The organism is Pseudomonas sp. 43A (assembly GCF_013363935.1).
Classification (GTDB): domain Bacteria; phylum Pseudomonadota; class Gammaproteobacteria; order Pseudomonadales; family Pseudomonadaceae; genus Aquipseudomonas; species Aquipseudomonas crudilactis.
Genome location: NZ_CP054880.1, coordinates 5910326 through 5927988, shown reverse-complemented (window position 1 = coordinate 5927988; position 17663 = coordinate 5910326). Strand labels below are relative to the sequence as shown.

Sequence of the window (17663 nt, the reverse complement as noted above, 5' to 3'; positions counted from 1 at the left end):
TTGGTTCTCGCTTTGGGCCGTTTTAGCGGCGCAGCTCTGCAACAAAGTCGTAGTAGTCGTTGCGGCAATAGGTGTCGGTGACTTCGATCGGCGTGTTGTCTTCGAGGTAGCCGACGCGGGTCATCAGCAGCATCGCGGTGCCGGGGGCGATGCCGACCAGCGCGGCGAACTCGTCCGAGGCGTTGATTGCCTGGATGTGTTGCAAGGCGCGGACAATCGGTTTGCCGATACCGTCGAGGTATTCGTAGAGCGAATCACCGACCAGCTGTGGCTTGGGCATGATCGAGGCGGGCAGGGTGCTCATTTCGATGGCCATAACGGTGTCATCGGCTTTGCGCAGACGCTTCATGCGCGCGACCTTGTCGTTCGGCGACAGGCTGAGGCGGATCAGTTCTTCGTGAGTCGGCAGGGTGATTTCGCGCTCTAGCCATTTCGAGCTAGGCACGAAACCCTTCAAACGCAGCATCTCGCTGAATCCGGAGAGGCGCGACAGCGGTTGTTCGAGGCGTGGGGTGATGAAGGTCCCGGAACCTTGCAGGCGACGGATCAGCCCCTGATCGAGGAGGACTTCCAGCGCCTTGCGCGCAGTCACTCGGGAAATGCCCAGTTGCTCGCAGAGATTGCGTTCCGAGGGCATCGCCTGCTCGGATTTCCACTGTCCGGCATGAATCGCCGCTTCCAGATTGCGTGCCAGTTGCAGGTACAGCGGCGTCGGCTGGGAGTCATCGGGACGTAGGGCGTGGAGGTCGTTCATGTAGGGCATTTCCGTCGCGAGTATAGGATTGTTGTAGCTCGCTTGTGGGGCGGAAATTAATACCACTTGAATACCATGTCAACGCACAAAAATGGCCTTTGACCCAATGGAATGGTGGTTTTTACTGGGTGTGGTTTGAATTGGTATTAGGGCTTGGCATTAAAAACAAAAAGATCGCAGCCTGCGGCAGCTCCTGTATTTGGAAGTGGTATCACCTCTGAAGGAACTGCCGCAGGCTGCGATCTTTTGATTTATTTTTTTGCAGGTGACCAGTGGTCAAGGATTAAGGGCGGATTTCGACCATTGTGCCGTCCGGCACCAGGCTCCACACTTCGCGCATATCGACGTTGCGCATGGCGACGCAGCCGTCGGTCCAGTCGAGGGTGTGGAACAGGTCTTCCGGGGTCTCTTCCGAATCCGGCGTGCCGTGGATCATGATCATCCCGCCGGGCTCGACGCCTTCACGCCGGGCGCGGGCCGAATCGCTGATGTTCGGGTAGGAAATGTGCATCGACAGATTGAATTTGTCACTGGTCTTGCGCCAGTCGATCCAATAGAAACCTTCCGGCGTGCGTTTGTCGCCTTCAATCAGTTTCGGGCCTTTTTTCGCGCCCTTGCCCAAGGAGATGCGATAGGTCTTCAGCGGCTTGCCATCGGCGATCAACTGCAGTTGATGAGCTGATTTGAGCACCAGGACTTTTTCGATAAGCGGGCTATTCGCAGGCGCCACGGTGGTCACGAAGGACGCTTGGGAGGCGGAAACGAACGACAGACAGAACAGGGCAAGCAACCAGCGCATTGAAACGATTCCCCAGGAATGACGCAGATACATGATTTACAGGTGTTGTGCAGACGTGCTCGGGTTATCGGCTGGCCGGCGACGAAATCAAGTAATGGCAGGCTGAGCAAGCGGCGGAATCGATTCCGAACGAACCGGATACACCTCAATACGCCGATCAGCGAAGAAGCATTCTAAGGTACGTCCCACTGTGCGGAAAGCCAGCTCGTCCCAGGGAATGTCGGCTTCGTCGAATAGTTGCACTTCCAGGCTCTCGGGACCGGCAGCGAAATCCAGGTCGACCAGCTCGGCACGGAAGAACACATGCACCTGACTGATGTGCGGCACATCGATCAGCGTGTAGATGCTCAGGTTGCGCACGCGGGCGCAGGCTTCCTCGGCGGTCTCGCGCACGGCGGCCTGCTCGATGGTCTCGCCGTTCTCCATGAAACCGGCAGGCAGCGTCCAGTAACCGAGGCGCGGCTCGATGGCGCGACGGCAGAGCAACACTTTCGTGCCCCAGGTCGGCACGCAGCCGGCAACGATATTGGGGTTTTGATAGTGAATGGTCTGACAGCTGTCACAGACAAATCGCAGCCGCGAATCGCCTTCGGGAATGCGCTGAGTGACCGGGTTACCGCAGTGGCTGCAAAAATTCATGCTGGGCTTCCTGAATGCTGCGCCTATCTTGGCGTGCAGCGGTGCCGGTCGGCAAGTTGTCGTTTCGCGACACGACGGGTTTCGGGGGCTTGGGTGGCTGCAATGATTGGTGCATGATGCAGGGTAAGGCACAGATCGAGAACACTCATGCTGGACGAGCTACTGCATAGGGTAAGCAACCACACACCGCGCACGCTGGAGACCGACATACGTTTCCCCGAGGCCGCCGTTCTGGTGCCGATCACCCGCAGTGACGAGCCGGAACTGGTGTTGACCCTGCGCGCCAGCGGGCTCTCGACCCACGGCGGCGAAGTGGCGTTTCCCGGTGGTCGCCGCGATCCGGAAGACCCGGATCTGATCTTTACCGCCCTGCGTGAGGCCGAAGAGGAAATCGGCCTGCCGCCCGGCCTGGTCGAAGTCATCGGCCCGCTCAGCCCGCTGATTTCCCTGCACGGCATCAGGGTCACGCCTTATGTCGGTGTGATTCCCGATTTCGTCGAGTATCAGCCCAATGATGCCGAGATCGCTGCCGTCTTCAGCGTGCCGCTGGAGTTCTTCCGTAAAGACCCTCGTGAACACACTCACCGCATCGACTATCAGGGCCGCAGTTGGTACGTGCCGAGCTACCGCTTTGGCGAATACAAAATCTGGGGCCTGACGGCGATCATGATCGTCGAGTTGATCAACTTGCTCTATGACGCGAAAATCAGCCTGCACCAACCGCCGAAAAGCTTTATCAATACCTGAAGCCGTCGTCCGAACGGTCATTCACCGTGAGCCCTGAGGGAAACAAGATGAAATACCGCTTGGGCGACGCCCGTGTCGAGACCCATCCACAGAGCTGGGTCGCCCCCAATGCCGTGCTGGTGGGCAAGGTCAAACTGGAAGAGGGCGCCAACGTCTGGTTCAACGCCGTGCTGCGTGGCGACAACGAACTGATCCTGATCGGCAAGAACAGCAACGTCCAGGACGGCACCGTGATGCACACCGACATGGGCTATCCGCTGACCATCGGCACCGGCGTGACCATTGGCCACAATGCCATGCTGCATGGTTGCACCGTCGGCGATTACAGCCTGATCGGCATTAATGCGGTCATTCTCAACGGCGCGAAAATCGGCAAGAACTGCATCATTGGCGCCAACTCGCTGATCGGCGAAGGCAAGGAAATTCCCGATGGTTCGCTGGTGATGGGCTCGCCGGGCAAGGTTGTGCGTGAGCTGACCGAGCCGCAGAAGAAGATGCTTGAGGCCAGCGCCGCCCACTATGTGCATAACTCGCAGCGGTATGCCCGCGATCTGGTTGAGCAGGAAGAATGACTGACCCCGAAAGACCTGTAGCCTCGCCGTGCGTGAATATTTGTGCGCTGGATGAGGCTGACATCTGCACCGGCTGCCAGCGTACGGTCGCGGAAATCACCCGTTGGGGCCGCATGAGCAATGACGAGCGCCGTGTGGTGTTGGGGTTGTGTCATGAGCGGGCGAAGGCGAGTGGGTTGGTGTGGATGATCCCGTCGTCGAAGTCGTGATCGGCATGAGTATGCCCTCACCCTAGCCCTCTCCCAGAGGGAGAGGGGACTGACCGAGGTGTCTTTCGCTATACGCCGACCTGACATATTGAGCCGAACTCAGGTTTCGAAAAGCCCGCGATCTGCTCCCTTTCCCCCTCGCCCCCCTTGGGGGAGAGGGTTGGGGTGAGGGGGTGGCTCTTGATCTGCGGGTCCAGTAATCTGTGCGCCAATCTGCCAGGTCGCCTCCATGATTTTCCTCATCGCCTACATCAGCAGCGTCGTGCTGATCAACTTCGCCTTCTCCACCGCGCCACACCTGGACATCATCTGGTCGGCCTGGGGCGGCTTGGTTTTCGTGCTGCGCGACATGGTGCAAACCCGCTTCGGTCACGGCGCGATCGTGGCGATGCTGGCGGCGCTGGTGCTGTCTTACGTCACCTCCGATCCTTCCATTGCCTTGGCCAGTGCCACGGCGTTCGCGGTCTCCGAGTGCATCGACTGGCTGGTGTTCAGCATCACCAAGCGCCCGTTGCGCGACCGCTTGTGGATCAGTTCGGCGCTGAGCATTCCTCTCGATACCTTCATCTTCTTCGGCATGATCGACTTGCTGACGCCGCCGGTGATCATCACTGCACTGGCCTCGAAATTTGCCGGCGTTACTGCCGTCTGGCTGATCATGGCCTGGCGTGAGCGCAAACAGGCCGTCGCCGGCTGAAGCCAAACCCTCAGGTTCATGTAAAATGCCGCGCTTTCTCCCCATGGAAAGCGCGTTTGGCGTTGCTTTCCTCGATGATCCGCTTCTTTGAGGACCTGAGATGACCCGTATCGGAACTCCATTGTCGCCAACCGCGACCCGCGTATTGCTGTGTGGCTGTGGTGAGTTGGGCAAGGAAGTGGTGATCGAGCTGCAACGCCTGGGCGTTGAAGTGATCGCCGTTGACCGTTACGCCAACGCGCCGGCCATGCAAGTTGCGCATCGCAGCCACGTGATCAACATGCTCGACGGCGCCGCTTTGCGCGCGGTGATCGAAGCCGAGAAGCCGCACTTCATCGTGCCGGAAATCGAAGCCATCGCCACCGCCACCCTGGTCGAACTGGAAGCCGAAGGCTTCACCGTGATCCCGACCGCGCGCGCTGCGCAACTGACCATGAACCGCGAAGGCATCCGTCGTCTGGCCGCCGAAGAGCTGGACCTGCCGACCTCGCCGTACCACTTTGCCGACACCTTCGAGGACTACAGCAAGGCCGTTGAGGACCTGGGCTTCCCCTGCGTCGTCAAACCGGTGATGAGTTCGTCGGGTAAAGGTCAGAGCCTGCTGCGCAGCGTCGATGACGTGCAGAAAGCCTGGGATTACGCGCAGGAGGGCGGTCGCGCCGGCAAAGGTCGGGTGATCATCGAAGGCTTTATCGATTTCGACTACGAAATCACCCTGCTGACCGTGCGCCACATCGGCGGCACCACTTTCTGCGCGCCGGTCGGCCACCGTCAGGAGAAGGGCGACTATCAGGAATCGTGGCAGCCACAAGCCATGAGCCCGATTGCCCTGGCTGAGTCCGAGCGCGTTGCCAAAGCGGTGACAGAAGCGCTGGGCGGTCGTGGCTTGTTCGGTGTTGAGCTGTTCATCAAGGGTGATCAGGTGTGGTTCAGCGAAGTTTCGCCGCGTCCGCATGACACTGGTCTGGTTACTTTGATTTCGCAGGACCTGTCGCAATTCGCCCTGCACGCCCGCGCGATTCTGGGCTTGCCAGTGCCGCTGATCCGTCAGTTCGGGCCGTCGGCTTCGGCGGTGATTCTGGTGGAAGGGCAGTCGACCCAGACCGCGTTTGCCAATCTGGGGGCTGCGTTGAGCGAGCCGGACACGGCGTTGCGTCTGTTCGGCAAGCCGGAAGTGAATGGTCAGCGCCGCATGGGCGTGGCGCTGGCGCGGGATGAGTCGATCGAGGCTGCTCGTGCCAAGGCGTCCCGTGCTGCTCAGGTTGTTGTCGTAGAACTGTAAACCGAGTCGCGACATTCGCGAGCAGGCTCGCTCCCACATGGGATTGGGTGAACACAGAATCTGTGACCAACCAAAAAACCTGTGGGAGCGAGCCTGCTCGCGAAGCTATTGATTTTCTGTCAGGCAACCCGATTCAGATCGTTATCCCGCGTTTCCTTCAGGCACAGCACCGCAATCAAACTCAGCACCGCCGCCGCCGACACATACCCGCCGACATAACTCAAACCACCCATCGCTACCAGTTTCTGCGCAAAGAACGGCGCCGCCGAGGCCCCGACAATGCCGCCCAGGTTATACGCCGCCGAAGCACCGGTATAACGCACGTGGGTCGGGAACAGTTCAGGTAACAGTGCGCCCATCGGTGCAAACGTCACGCCCATCAAGAACAGCTCGATGCACAGAAACAGCGCCACGCCCCAGGTCGAACCCTGAGTCAGCAACGGCTCCATCAGGAACCCGGACAGAATCGCCAGCACGCCACCGATGATCAGCACCGGTTTGCGCCCGTAACGGTCGCTGGCCCACGCGGATAATGGCGTAGCTGCGGCCATGAACAGCACCGCGAAACACAGCAACCCAAGGAACGTTTCACGGCTATAACCGAGTGTGGAAACCCCGTAACTCAGGGAAAACACCGTCGAGATATAGAACAGCGCATAGCAGACCACCATTGCCGCCGCGCCCAACAAGGTTGGTGCCCAATACTGGCTGAACAGTTCGACCAGCGGCACTTTTACACGCTCCTGACGAGCGATGGCGTTGGCGAACACCGGGGTTTCATGAAGTTTCAGGCGCACGTACAGGCCAACCATCACCAGCGCTGCGCTGAGCAGGAACGGAATCCGCCAGCCCCAGCTGCGGAACTGCTCGTCAGTGAGCGTCATGGCCAGGGTCAGAAACAAACCGTTGGCGGCGAGAAAGCCAATCGAAGGGCCGAGCTGCGGGAACATGCCAAACCAGGCACGTTTGCCTTTTGGCGCGTTTTCCGTTGCGAGCAGGGCGGCACCGCCCCATTCACCACCCAATCCCAAACCTTGGCCGAAACGCAGCACACACAGCAGGATCGGTGCCCAGGCGCCAATGCTGGCATAACCCGGCAGCACGCCGATCAGCGTCGTGCACACGCCCATCAACAGCAACGAGGCGACTAGCGTCGACTTGCGTCCGATGCGGTCACCAAAGTGGCCGAACAGCGCCGATCCCAATGGTCGGGCGAGGAAGGCAATGCCGAAGGTCAGAAATGCCGAGAGCATCTGCGCGGTGCCGGAGGTCTGCGGGAAAAACACCGGCCCGATCACCAGCGCAGCCGCGGTGGCGTAAACATAGAAGTCGTAGAACTCGATCGCGGTGCCGATAAAGCTCGCCGTGGCAACGCGGGTCGCGGAGTTGGTCGGTTGGGCAGGGGTGGTGTCGCTGATAGCGGTACTGGTTGTCATGCGGTGATCCCTGACAGTCATGAGCTCCGTTGGAGCGAATTATTATGGTCGAACACCCAGGGATGTGGGATGAGGCACGGTCGCTGCTTCAGGTAGGAACAGTCTCCGGAGTACAGCGGAAATAGCCGAAGCCTGTCGGGTGCGGGGTAAGCACGAGGTTCGGCGGCGCTTGGGTAAGCGTCTCGATTATAGGAAGGGGGCTAACAATCAAACAAGAGCAAAAGATCGTCTATCGAGTAGGCACCACAGCGGGCACAGAAGAGGTATGCCAGATCAACACCTTGCTCACCCGGTTCTCCTCAGTCTCGAGAATCTCCAGCCGATAACGCCCGATCTTCAGGCAAACCGCGCTTTCCGGAATGGTTTCCAGCGCCTCAGTGACCAGACCATTGAGGGTCTTTGGTCCGTCGCTCGGCAAATGCCAGCCCAGGCACTTGTTCAGCTCGCGGATCGACGCGGCACCGTCAATCACCATGCGGCCATCAGATTGCGGATGAATGTGCGGATTATCGATGCTGTGCTCGCTTTCGAATTCGCCAACGATTTCTTCGAGAATGTCTTCCAGCGTGACGATACCGAGCACTTCGCCGTATTCGTCGACCACCATGCCGAGGCGCCGTTGCTGCTTGTGGAAATTCAGCAGTTGCAGTTGCAGCGGTGTGCTTTCCGGCACGAAGTAAGGCTCGTAACTGGCCGCTAGCAGCGCCTCGCGGGTCAGATCGCCATTGTTCAGCAAATGTCGGATCTGCCGGGTGTTGAGCACTGCTTCAACCTGGTTGATGTCGCTGTGGAACACCGGCAGGCGCGTGCGCTTGTTGTGACGCAGCTGTTCGATGATCTCGTCGATCGAATCGTCGAGGTTGATGCCGTCGACGTCACTGCGCGGCACCAGAATGTCATTGACCGTAATGTTGTCCAACGCATGAATCCCCGAAACCGGGTGTGCGTGAACCGGGTGCTCCGGATCGTCGTAACGGTCAGCAGGTGAGTCATCTTCGCTTTGCTGTACGACTTGAACCTTGCGCACAAACGGCCGCATCAGCAGGCCACTGATGCGGCTGAACAACCAGGCAAACGGATAAACAATCTTCAGCGGCACCGCCAGCAAGGTATTGCCGAACGCCAGCACCGCGTCGGGATAACGTTGAGCGACGGTACGCGGGAAGTAATCGGCAAACACCAGCAGGATTGCCCCGGCACCGAGGCACGCAGCCCACGGGCCATTTTCTTCGCAAAGGAAAATTGCCAGCAACGTCGCGATGACGACCGCGAGCGCGCGGCACAGGGTATTGCAGAGGATCAGGCTATCGAGCGGAAAGCTCAGCTTCGCCAGCGGTTTATCGCTGGCGCGCGAGGCGGTGCGTTGCGCGAGCAGGTGCTGTTGCGCGATTTCGACGGCGGTAAACAGCCCCGACCATAAAATCAGCAGGACAAAAACCGCGAGCATCGGCCCTATGGGCAAAGCGTCCATTTATGCCGCCCGTCAGATGTGCAGGATGTATTCACGAACCAGTTTGCTGCCGAAGTACGCCAACATCAGCAGGCAGAAACCGGCGAGGGTCCAGCGAATCGCCTTGTGACCGCGCCAGCCGAGGCGATTACGGCCCCACAGCAGTACGCTGAAGACGATCCAGGCCAGGCACGCCAGCAGGGTCTTGTGCACCAGATGCTGGGCGAACAGGTTCTCGACGAACAGCCAGCCGGAAATCAACGACAGCGACAGCAGCGTCCAGCCGGCCCAGAGGAAACCGAACAGCAGGCTTTCCATGGTTTGCAGCGGCGGGAAGTTTTTGATCAGCCCGGACGGATGCTTGTGCTTGAGCTGGTGGTCTTGCACCAGCAGCAGCAAGGCCTGGAACACTGCGATGGTGAACATGCCGTAGGCGAGGATCGACAACAGAATGTGCGCGAGGATGCCTGGCTCTTCATCGATGATCTGCACCGTGCCGGTCGGCGCGAACTGCGCCAGCAGCACGGTGACCGCGCCCAGCGGGAACAGCAGCACCAGCAGGTTTTCCACCGGAATGCGCGAGCAGGCGATCAGCGTCAGGGCGATCACCGCTGCGGCGATCAGGCTGGACGCACTGAAGAAGTCCAGGCCCAGACCGATCGGGGTCAGCAAGTGAGTGAGCAGGCTGGCGCCGTGGGCCAGCACGGCGAAGACGCCGAGGGCAACCAGCAGGCGCTTGTTCGCCTTGGCGCCGGTGGCCAGGCGGGTGCTCTGATAAAGGGTCGCAGCGGCGTACAGAAGGGCGGCGGCGAGGGTGGTCAATAAACTGGGTGACAAGGGGAGCATAAATCCTGTTAGGCAGGCCCGAAAGGGGCTGAGTTTGGCATAGAACCGCCATCGCACGAAAGACTCAGGAAGCTGACAGCGAGGTGTCCGCCAGCCGCAGTCTTCGCTATAATCCGCGACCTGCCCACGCCGCAGGCTCGCCGAGCACATGTTGATTCCGGTCTGGGCCGCCATTATCCCGGTCTACACAGGGCCTGAAAGGATCGCGCAATGTTTGAAAACTTAACCGACCGTCTCTCGCAGACGCTGCGCCATGTCACCGGCAAGGCCAAGCTGACCGAGGACAATATCAAAGACACCCTGCGTGAAGTGCGCATGGCGTTGCTCGAAGCTGACGTCGCCCTGCCGGTGGTCAAGGACTTCGTCAATTCGGTCAAGGAGCGCGCTGTCGGCACCGAGGTGTCGCGCAGCCTGACGCCGGGCCAGGCGTTCGTTAAGATCGTCCAGGCCGAACTCGAAAGCCTGATGGGCGCGGCCAACGAAGATTTGAACCTGAGCGCTGTGCCGCCCGCCGTTATTCTGATGGCCGGTCTGCAGGGCGCCGGTAAAACCACCACCGCCGGCAAACTGGCGCGCTTCCTTAAAGAGCGCAAGAAGAAGTCGGTCATGGTCGTGTCGGCGGACGTTTACCGTCCTGCTGCTATTAAACAGCTGGAAACCCTGGCCAATGACATCGGCGTGACGTTCTTTCCGTCCGATCTGAGCCAGAAACCGGTGGACATCGCCACCGCAGCTATTAAAGAAGCAAAACTGAAATTCATCGACGTGGTCATCGTCGACACCGCCGGTCGTCTGCACATCGACGAAGAGATGATGGGCGAGATCAAGGCGCTGCACGCCGCGATCAATCCGGTCGAAACCCTGTTTGTGGTCGATGCCATGACCGGTCAGGACGCGGCCAATACGGCCAAGGCCTTCGGTGATGCACTGCCGCTGACCGGTGTGATCCTGACCAAGGTCGACGGCGACGCCCGTGGCGGTGCCGCCCTGTCGGTACGCGCCATCACCGGCAAGCCGATCAAGTTCATCGGTATGGGCGAGAAGAGCGAAGCGCTCGATCCGTTCCACCCTGAGCGTATCGCCTCGCGCATTCTCGGCATGGGCGACGTGCTCAGCCTGATCGAACAGGCCGAAGCGACCCTTGATAAGGACAAGGCCGATAAACTGGCCAAGAAGCTGAAGAAGGGTAAGGGCTTCGACCTCGAAGACTTCCGCGATCAGCTGCAACAAATGAAGAACATGGGCGGCCTAGGCGGGCTCATGGACAAACTGCCGAGCATCGGCGGCGTCAACCTGTCGCAGATGGGCAATGCCCAGAACGCCGCAGAGAAGCAATTCAAACAGATGGAAGCCATCATCAATTCCATGACCCCGGCCGAGCGCCGCGACCCTGAGCTGATCAGCGGTTCGCGCAAGCGCCGGATCGCCATGGGTTCCGGCACCCAGGTGCAGGACATCGGTCGCTTGATCAAGCAGCACAAGCAGATGCAGAAGATGATGAAGAAATTCTCCGCCAAGGGCGGAATGGCGAAAATGATGCGCGGCATGGGCGGAATGTTGCCCGGCGGCGGCATGCCGAAAATGTAAAGATCTCGCCGGTCGTCGCACCGGCGCAGGCCCCGCAAGGACGCGGGATCAACAGCAAACCCGCACTCGGCGGGAGCTGACTGGCCGTTTTCATCGACGGCTCTCTATGCAAATCTGCACGGCATGCCATAGGCGCCGGAAAAAGTCATTTGCAAAAGTCCGGATATTCCTTAGAATATGCGGCCTTTCGGGCACCCATGCCCGCTGTGCATTTAGATTTGCAGCACCGACTACAGGAACGATGTTCACATGCTAACAATCCGTCTTGCCCTTGGCGGCTCCAAAAAGCGCCCGTTTTACCACCTGACCGTAACCGACTCGCGTAACCCGCGTGACGGCTCCCACAAAGAACAGGTTGGCTTCTTCAACCCTGTTGCCCGTGGTCAGGAAACCCGTCTGTCCGTGAACCAAGAGCGCGTAGCCTACTGGCTGAGCGTTGGTGCACAACCTTCTGAGCGCGTTGCTCAGTTGTTGAAGGAATCTGCCAAGGCTGCGGCCTGAGCAATATGAACGCGACGCCTGCTGTTGCCGATGATTTGATCGTTATTGGCAAAATTTATTCTGTTCATGGCGTTCGCGGCGAAGTGAAGGTTTATTCCTTTACTGATCCGACTGAAAACCTGTTGCAGTACAAAACCTGGACGCTCAAGCGCGAAGGCAATGTGAAACAGGTCGAGCTGGTCAGTGGACGCGGGAACGACAAGTTCCTGGTCGCGAAGCTCAAGGGTCTTGATGATCGTGAAGAAGCTCGTCTTCTGGCCGGTTATGAGATCTGCGTGCCGCGCAATCTGTTCGCTGAATTGACCGACGGTGAGTACTACTGGTACCAGCTGGAAGGTCTGAAGGTTATCGACACCCTTGGGCAATTGCTCGGGAAAATCGATCATCTTCTGGAAACCGGCGCCAATGATGTAATGGTCGTCAAGCCTTGCGCTGGCAGCCTGGATGATCGCGAACGCCTGTTGCCCTATACGGAGCAATGCGTGTTGGCCATCGACCTGGCAGCGGGCGAGATGAAGGTGGATTGGGACGCGGACTTCTAAGCGTGGCTAACTTGCGCGTAGAAGTGATCAGTTTGTTTCCCGAGATGTTTTCCGCCATCGGCGACTACGGCATCACCAGTCGTGCGGTCAAACAGGGGCTCTTGCAGCTGACCTGTTGGAATCCGCGAGATTACACGACGGATCGGCATCACACTGTGGACGATCGCCCGTTTGGCGGTGGTCCGGGCATGGTGATGAAGATCAAGCCCCTGGAAGATGCTCTGGTTCAGGCCAAGGCAGCAGCCGGGGAGGCGGCGAAGGTGATTTACCTGTCCCCCCAAGGCCGTCAACTGACTCAGTCGGCGGTACGCGAGCTGGCACAATCGGATGCATTGATCCTGATTGCCGGCCGTTATGAAGGCATTGACGAGCGCTTTATTGAGGCTCATGTCGATGAAGAGTGGTCGATTGGCGACTATGTACTGTCTGGCGGCGAGCTGCCGGCGATGGTCCTGATCGATGCGGTTACACGACTGCTGCCTGGAGCTTTAGGGCATGCGGATTCCGCTGAGGAAGATTCCTTTACGGATGGTCTGCTGGATTGCCCGCACTACACCCGACCTGAGGTGTATGCGGATCAGCGTGTTCCCGACGTGTTGCTGAGTGGCAATCACGCGCATATCCGGCGTTGGCGTTTACAGCAGTCCCTTGGTAGGACCTTTGAACGACGCGCCGATCTTCTGGAAAGCCGCTCGCTTTCTGGAGAAGAGAAGAAGCTGCTCGAGGAATACATCCGCGAGCGGGACGATAGTTAACAACGTATCGATGGTAGATCGAACGATTTACCTTAGGAGCACAGCATGACCAACAAAATCATCCTTGCACTCGAAGCAGAGCAGATGACCAAAGAAATCCCTACCTTCGCCCCAGGCGACACTATTGTCGTTCAGGTGAAAGTGAAGGAAGGCGATCGTTCCCGTCTGCAAGCGTTCGAAGGCGTTGTAATCGCCAAGCGTAACCGCGGCGTGAACAGTGCGTTCACCGTTCGTAAAATCTCCAACGGTGTTGGCGTAGAACGTACTTTCCAGACCTACTCCCCGCAGATCGACAGCATGGCTGTTAAACGTCGCGGTGACGTACGTAAAGCCAAGCTGTACTACCTGCGCGACCTGTCGGGTAAAGCAGCTCGCATCAAGGAAAAACTGGCTTAAGTCCAGCTTCCGATGCAGAAAAAAGCAGCCTACGGGCTGCTTTTTTGTTGCCTGCAATTTATTCAACGTATTTTCGTTTCAGGCCAGAACCATGACCACCCGCGACCAGGAAATCGAACGCCGCACCGAACTCTCGGTGACCCGCGTAACCAAAGCCGTCTTCCCGCCCACCACCAACCACCACAACACCCTGTTCGGCGGTACCGCGCTGGCATGGATGGACGAAGTCTCGTTCATCACCGCCACGCGTTTCTGCCGACTGCCACTGGTGACCGTTTCCACCGACCGCATCGACTTCAATCACGCGATCCCGGCCGGTTCCATCGTCGAGTTGGTCGGGAAGGTGATCAAGGTCGGCAATACCAGCCTCAAGGTCGAGGTGGAAGTGTTTGTCGAGAGCATGAGCTGTGATGGCCGCGAGAAGGCCATTCATGGGCAGTTCAGCTTTGTCGCCATTGATGATGACAAGCGACCGGTGCCGGTGCTGCCGGGTTTTGCGGCTTGATCCAGATCCGAGTCGAGCCGTTCGCGAGCAAGCTCGCTCCCACAGGATGTGTGTCGCTCACAGATTTTGTGTTCAGCGCGAACCCTGTGGGAGCGAGCCTGCTCGCGAAAGCGTCAGCTCAGGCGCCGTTGGCCTCAGGCTGAATCAACGCCAGCAACGTCCACCCCGACCCGGGTTTCACGGTAGTCTCCGGCGTCACCACATGCACCCAACCGCTGTCATCGCGCATGAACAGCAAGGTCGCACGATTACCATGCAGCACCCGGTAATCCTCCCAGCCGAAGCCATCCGTCAACGTCGTACTGTACAACTCGGCACCCTGGCCCATCTGACTGGCCAGTTTCGCGTAGGTAAACGCCTCGCTGCCCAACTGATTGCCTCGATGTTCCAGACTCGCTCGATGTTTATCGCTGCGCCGACTCTCATGACCACTGGCCAGACCAAACAAGCGCTGATGACCGAAATCATGCCGAAAGCGCATCGCCGCCAAGGTATTCAGCTCACCCGACGGCGACAGCGCGAGCAAATGCCCAAGTCCGACCAGATCCAAATGCGCATCGGCATGTTGCGAGGCCGGATTACCAAAATACGTCGGCAAACCTTCCATCCGCGCCGCACGAATATTCTCCCAGCTCGAATCGGTCAGCAACACGCGGCTGCCCAGTTGCTGCAGCGACTTGCCCAGCTCCCGCGCCGGGCCGTTGGCGCCGACGATCAGGAAACCGCTCGGCGCCGGCTCGGCCACCTTCAATAGTCGTGCAAGTGGTCGTGCCGTCGCGCTTTGCAGGACAACAGTGCCGATAATTACCGCAAATGTCAGCGGCACCAGCAGCAATGCGCCCTCATGCCCGACCTCATGCAGCCGAATCGCAAAAATCGCCGACACCGCCGCCGCGACAATCCCGCGTGGCGCGATCCAGCACAGCAATGCACGCTCCCGCCAGCTCAGGCTGGAACCGGCCGTGCTGAGCAATACGTTCAACGGCCTGGCGATCAGTTGAATCACCAGCAGCAGAATCAGCACCAACGGGCCCAGTCCGATCAAGGCATACAAGTCCAGACGCGCCGCCAACAAAATGAACAGCCCGGAAATCAGCAGCACGCTGAGGTTTTCCTTGAAATGCAGGATATGCCGTACATCCACGCCTTTCATGTTGGCCAGCCACATGCCCATCAGCGTCACCGCCAGCAGACCGGACTCGTGCATCACCTCATTGGAGACAATGAAAATCCCCAGCACAGCCGCCAGCGACGCCAGGTTATGCAGATACTCCGGCAGCCATTGCCGACGGATCACCGTGCCGAGCAGCCAGCCACCGAGAATGCCGAACGCAGCGCCGCAGAGAATCACGCCGCCAAAGGTGAACAGGCTCTGCTTGAGACCATGGCCTTCGGCGCTGGCAATGATGAAGCTGTAAACCACCACGGCGAGGAGCGCGCCGATCGGATCGATGACGATGCCTTCCCAGCGCAGAATGTTGGCGATCGAGGCTTTCGGCCGCACCACCCGCAGCATCGGCACGATGACGGTCGGGCCGGTGACCAGCGTCAGGCTGCCGAAGAGGATGGCCAGCATCCAGTCGAAGCCCAGCAGAAAGTGTGTGGCAACCGCGATGACAATCCAGGTCGAGATAGCGCCAATGGTCACCAGGCGATGAACGACGCTACCAATCTCCTTCCATTCCGACAGGTGTAGGGTCAGGCTGCCTTCGAACAGAATCAGCGCGACGGCCAGTGAAACCAGCGGCATCAGCAGCGGGCCGAACATTTCCTGCGGATCGAGCCAGCCCAGCACCGGGCCGACCAGAATACCGGTCAGCAACAAAAACAGAATCGCCGGCAGCTTCAGGCGCCAGGCCAGCCATTGGCAACCCAGCGCCGCCGCGCCAATCCCGCCAAACGCCAATAGAATTTGCTGCTCGTTCATTGATGCTCCCTGTTCCTTGAAATAGCGGGCTATGAAAGACTAGCGCCCATTCCTACAGTTCACTCTACATTTGCGCACAGTCCTTGAGGCTGTGTGTCTTGAGCGCCCATGCCTGCCATCGACCACCCTCTGATTGACCAATTCCTCGACGCTCTGTGGCTTGAGAAGGGCCTGTCCGATAACACCCGCGGCGCTTATCGCAGCGATCTGGCGCTGTTCAATGGCTGGTTGCAGGAGAAAAACCTGGAGCTGATCAATGCTGGCCGCGAGTTGATCCTTGATCACTTGTCCTGGCGTCTGGAGCAGAACTACAAACCACGTTCCACCGCGAGATTTCTCTCCGGGGTGCGTGGCTTTTATCGCTATCTACTGCGGGAAAAGATGATCAGCGTCGACCCGACCTTGCGCGTCGATATGCCACAACTCGGTAGGCCACTGCCAAAATCCCTGTCAGAAGCCGATGTCGAGGCGCTGCTTAAAGCACCGGATCTGAGCGAAGCGATCGGCCAGCGTGACCGCGCCATGCTTGAAGTGCTTTACGCCTGCGGACTGCGCGTGACCGAACTGGTCAGTCTGACCCTGGAACAGGTCAACTTGCGCCAAGGCGTGCTGCGGGTGATGGGCAAGGGCAGCAAGGAACGGCTGGTGCCGATGGGCGAGGAGGCGATCGTCTGGGTCGAGCGCTACATGCGCGATGGTCGCGGCGAACTGCTCGGTGGCCGTCCCAGTGATGTGCTGTTTCCCAGCCAGCGCGGGGAGCAGATGACTCGCCAGACCTTCTGGCACCGGATCAAGCATCAGGCCAAGGTCGCCGGGATCGGCAAGTCGCTGTCGCCGCACACCTTGCGCCATGCGTTCGCCACGCACCTGCTCAACCACGGCGCGGATTTGCGTGTGGTGCAGATGCTGCTAGGCCACAGCGACCTCTCCACCACGCAGATCTACACACATGTCGCCCGCGCGCGGCTGCAAGACCTGCACGCCAAACATCACCCGCGCGGCTGAACAAAGTCTTTGTAGGAGTGAGCCTGCTCGCGATAGCGGTATTCCTGACAACACAGTGCTGAATGAAGGACCGCTATCGCGAGCAGGATCACTCCTACAGGTTCTTCAGTGCTCTCAAAATCTATGGCGACAGGCGCATTCGGCCACCGTGGCCTTATGTGTTAGGCTTTGCCGGTTTGCACGATGGACGGTTATGACCCGGTGTTCCGGCACGGGCGTTCTGATCGTTCCATTTGTCCGCCTTCAGGAGTTCTCATGCGTCTGACCCAGATTTTCGCCGCCGCAGCCATTGCGTTGGTCAGCACCTTTGCCGTCGCCGATGACGCGGCCGACAAAGCCATTCGTCAAAGCCTGGAAAAACTCGAACTCGAGGTTCCGGTCGAAAGCATCAGCGCCAGCCCGTTGCCGGGCATGTACGAAGTCAAACTCAAAGGCAGTCGCGTGCTCTACGCCAGTGCCGATGGTCAGTACATCGTGCAGGGCTACCTGTTTCAGCTCAAGGACGGCAAACCGGTCAACCTGACCGAGAAAACCGAACGTCTGGGCATCTCCAAACTGATCAATGCCATTCCGGTTGCCGAAACCGTGGTGTACCCGGCCGTGGGCGAGACCAAATCGCACATCACCGTGTTCACCGACACCACCTGTCCGTACTGCCACAAGCTGCACGCCGAAGTGCCTGAGCTGAACAAGCGCGGCATCGAAGTGCGCTATGTTGCCTTCCCGCGCCAGGGTTTGAACTCGCCGGGCGATGAGCAACTGCAAGCCGTGTGGTGCTCGAAAGACAAGAAAGCCGCCATGGACAAAATGGTCGATGGCAAGGAAATCAAGGCCGCCAAGTGCGATAACCCGGTTTCCAAACAGTTCGCCCTCGGTCAGTCAATTGGCGTGAACGGTACACCGGCCATCGTTTTGGCTGACGGACAAGTGATTCCGGGCTACCAGCCTGCGCCACAAGTCGCCAAACTGGCGCTGGGCGCGAAGTAATTCGCATCGTCACGGTCAGCCGTGACG

20 protein-coding genes are annotated in these 17663 nt (G+C 59.1%); 13 read left to right on the top strand and 7 right to left on the bottom strand.

From position 1 onward, the window contains the following. Positions 1 to 22: 22 nt before the first annotated feature. The 3 genes from HUW52_RS26150 to HUW52_RS26140 form a co-directional block, all read right to left on the bottom strand. Positions 23 to 754 (bottom strand): GntR family transcriptional regulator, encoded by a 732-nt coding sequence (locus HUW52_RS26150; protein WP_371929227.1) that lies wholly within the window; start codon positions 752 to 754, stop codon positions 23 to 25. 283 nt (positions 755 to 1037) lie between these two features. Then, positions 1038 to 1553 carry a murein L,D-transpeptidase family protein gene (locus HUW52_RS26145; RefSeq protein WP_016986362.1) on the bottom strand — a complete coding sequence of 172 codons (516 nt, stop codon included), beginning with the start codon at positions 1551 to 1553 and terminating at the stop codon, positions 1038 to 1040. An 87-nt stretch (positions 1554 to 1640) separates the two neighbouring features. Continuing rightward, the gene (locus HUW52_RS26140) at positions 1641 to 2192 is read right to left on the bottom strand and encodes an NUDIX hydrolase (protein WP_175555262.1); all 552 of its coding nucleotides are present in this window, start codon (positions 2190 to 2192) and stop codon (positions 1641 to 1643) included. A 147-nt stretch (positions 2193 to 2339) separates the two neighbouring features. Between HUW52_RS26140 and HUW52_RS26135 the strand changes: the two genes are divergently transcribed. The 5 genes from HUW52_RS26135 to purT all read left to right on the top strand — a co-directional run bounded on the left by HUW52_RS26135 (position 2340) and on the right by purT (position 5699). Beyond that, the gene (locus HUW52_RS26135) at positions 2340 to 2939 is read left to right on the top strand and encodes a CoA pyrophosphatase (RefSeq protein WP_016986364.1); all 600 of its coding nucleotides are present in this window, start codon (positions 2340 to 2342) and stop codon (positions 2937 to 2939) included. A gap of 47 nt (positions 2940 to 2986) precedes the next feature. Next, positions 2987 to 3511: a gamma carbonic anhydrase family protein gene (locus HUW52_RS26130; protein WP_007954617.1), complete on the top strand. Its 525-nt coding sequence runs from the start codon at positions 2987 to 2989 to the stop codon at positions 3509 to 3511. Further along, positions 3508 to 3720, top strand: coding sequence for a DUF1289 domain-containing protein (locus tag HUW52_RS26125; RefSeq protein ID WP_016986365.1), 213 nt, complete (start codon positions 3508 to 3510; stop codon positions 3718 to 3720). Before HUW52_RS26130 ends, HUW52_RS26125 begins: the two co-directional genes overlap by 4 nt. A 229-nt stretch (positions 3721 to 3949) precedes the next feature. Further along, positions 3950 to 4417 (top strand): VUT family protein, encoded by a 468-nt coding sequence (locus HUW52_RS26120; RefSeq protein ID WP_016986366.1) that lies wholly within the window; start codon positions 3950 to 3952, stop codon positions 4415 to 4417. A 100-nt stretch (positions 4418 to 4517) separates the two neighbouring features. Further along, positions 4518 to 5699, top strand: a complete 1182-nt coding sequence (gene purT / locus HUW52_RS26115; RefSeq protein ID WP_175555261.1) for a formate-dependent phosphoribosylglycinamide formyltransferase — start codon at positions 4518 to 4520, stop codon at positions 5697 to 5699. Positions 5700 to 5818: 119 nt separating this feature from the next. Here the strand turns inward: purT and HUW52_RS26110 are convergent, their stop codons facing one another. The 3 genes from HUW52_RS26110 to HUW52_RS26100 form a co-directional block, all read right to left on the bottom strand. Next, entirely contained in the window at positions 5819 to 7135 is a 1317-nt protein-coding gene (locus HUW52_RS26110; RefSeq protein WP_175555260.1) for an MFS transporter, read from the bottom strand. Positions 7136 to 7364: 229 nt separating this feature from the next. Further along, the gene (locus HUW52_RS26105) at positions 7365 to 8606 is read right to left on the bottom strand and encodes a transporter associated domain-containing protein (RefSeq protein ID WP_175555259.1); all 1242 of its coding nucleotides are present in this window, start codon (positions 8604 to 8606) and stop codon (positions 7365 to 7367) included. Between the two features lie 12 nt (positions 8607 to 8618). Next, positions 8619 to 9431 carry an inner membrane protein YpjD gene (locus HUW52_RS26100; RefSeq protein ID WP_016986370.1) on the bottom strand — a complete coding sequence of 271 codons (813 nt, stop codon included), beginning with the start codon at positions 9429 to 9431 and terminating at the stop codon, positions 8619 to 8621. 210 nt (positions 9432 to 9641) lie between these two features. On the opposite strand from HUW52_RS26100, the gene ffh reads away from it, so the two are divergent. The 6 genes from ffh (at position 9642) to HUW52_RS26070 (ending at position 13717) form a co-directional block, all read left to right on the top strand. Beyond that, a complete protein-coding gene (gene ffh, locus HUW52_RS26095) occupies positions 9642 to 11018 on the top strand; it encodes a signal recognition particle protein (protein WP_007908988.1) in 1377 nt (458 codons plus the stop codon). Positions 11019 to 11267: 249 nt separating this feature from the next. Beyond that, positions 11268 to 11519 (top strand): 30S ribosomal protein S16, encoded by a 252-nt coding sequence (gene rpsP, locus HUW52_RS26090; protein WP_016986371.1) that lies wholly within the window; start codon positions 11268 to 11270, stop codon positions 11517 to 11519. Between the two features lie 5 nt (positions 11520 to 11524). Beyond that, positions 11525 to 12061, top strand: coding sequence for a ribosome maturation factor RimM (gene rimM / locus HUW52_RS26085; RefSeq protein WP_016986372.1), 537 nt, complete (start codon positions 11525 to 11527; stop codon positions 12059 to 12061). A gap of 2 nt (positions 12062 to 12063) precedes the next feature. After that, positions 12064 to 12816, top strand: coding sequence for a tRNA (guanosine(37)-N1)-methyltransferase TrmD (gene trmD, locus HUW52_RS26080; protein ID WP_008081628.1), 753 nt, complete (start codon positions 12064 to 12066; stop codon positions 12814 to 12816). 45 nt (positions 12817 to 12861) lie between these two features. Continuing rightward, on the top strand, positions 12862 to 13212 hold the full coding sequence (gene rplS / locus HUW52_RS26075) for a 50S ribosomal protein L19 (RefSeq protein ID WP_003175895.1): 351 nt from the start codon (positions 12862 to 12864) through the stop codon (positions 13210 to 13212). Positions 13213 to 13303: 91 nt separating this feature from the next. Continuing rightward, complete coding sequence (locus tag HUW52_RS26070; RefSeq protein WP_038357747.1) at positions 13304 to 13717, top strand: acyl-CoA thioesterase; 414 nt, start codon at positions 13304 to 13306, stop codon at positions 13715 to 13717. A gap of 118 nt (positions 13718 to 13835) precedes the next feature. Here HUW52_RS26070 and HUW52_RS26065 read toward each other — a convergent pair whose 3' ends face one another. Continuing rightward, positions 13836 to 15644 (bottom strand): sodium:proton antiporter, encoded by a 1809-nt coding sequence (locus HUW52_RS26065; protein WP_175555258.1) that lies wholly within the window; start codon positions 15642 to 15644, stop codon positions 13836 to 13838. Positions 15645 to 15752: 108 nt separating this feature from the next. Here HUW52_RS26065 and xerD point away from each other — a divergent pair, with 108 nt between their 5' ends. Together xerD and dsbC are read left to right on the top strand one after the other, a co-directional pair. Continuing rightward, entirely contained in the window at positions 15753 to 16649 is an 897-nt protein-coding gene (gene xerD, locus HUW52_RS26060; protein WP_016986376.1) for a site-specific tyrosine recombinase XerD, read from the top strand. A 255-nt stretch (positions 16650 to 16904) separates the two neighbouring features. Continuing rightward, positions 16905 to 17636 (top strand): bifunctional protein-disulfide isomerase/oxidoreductase DsbC, encoded by a 732-nt coding sequence (gene dsbC, locus HUW52_RS26055; protein ID WP_007908974.1) that lies wholly within the window; start codon positions 16905 to 16907, stop codon positions 17634 to 17636. The last annotated feature ends 27 nt before the right edge of the window (positions 17637 to 17663 follow it).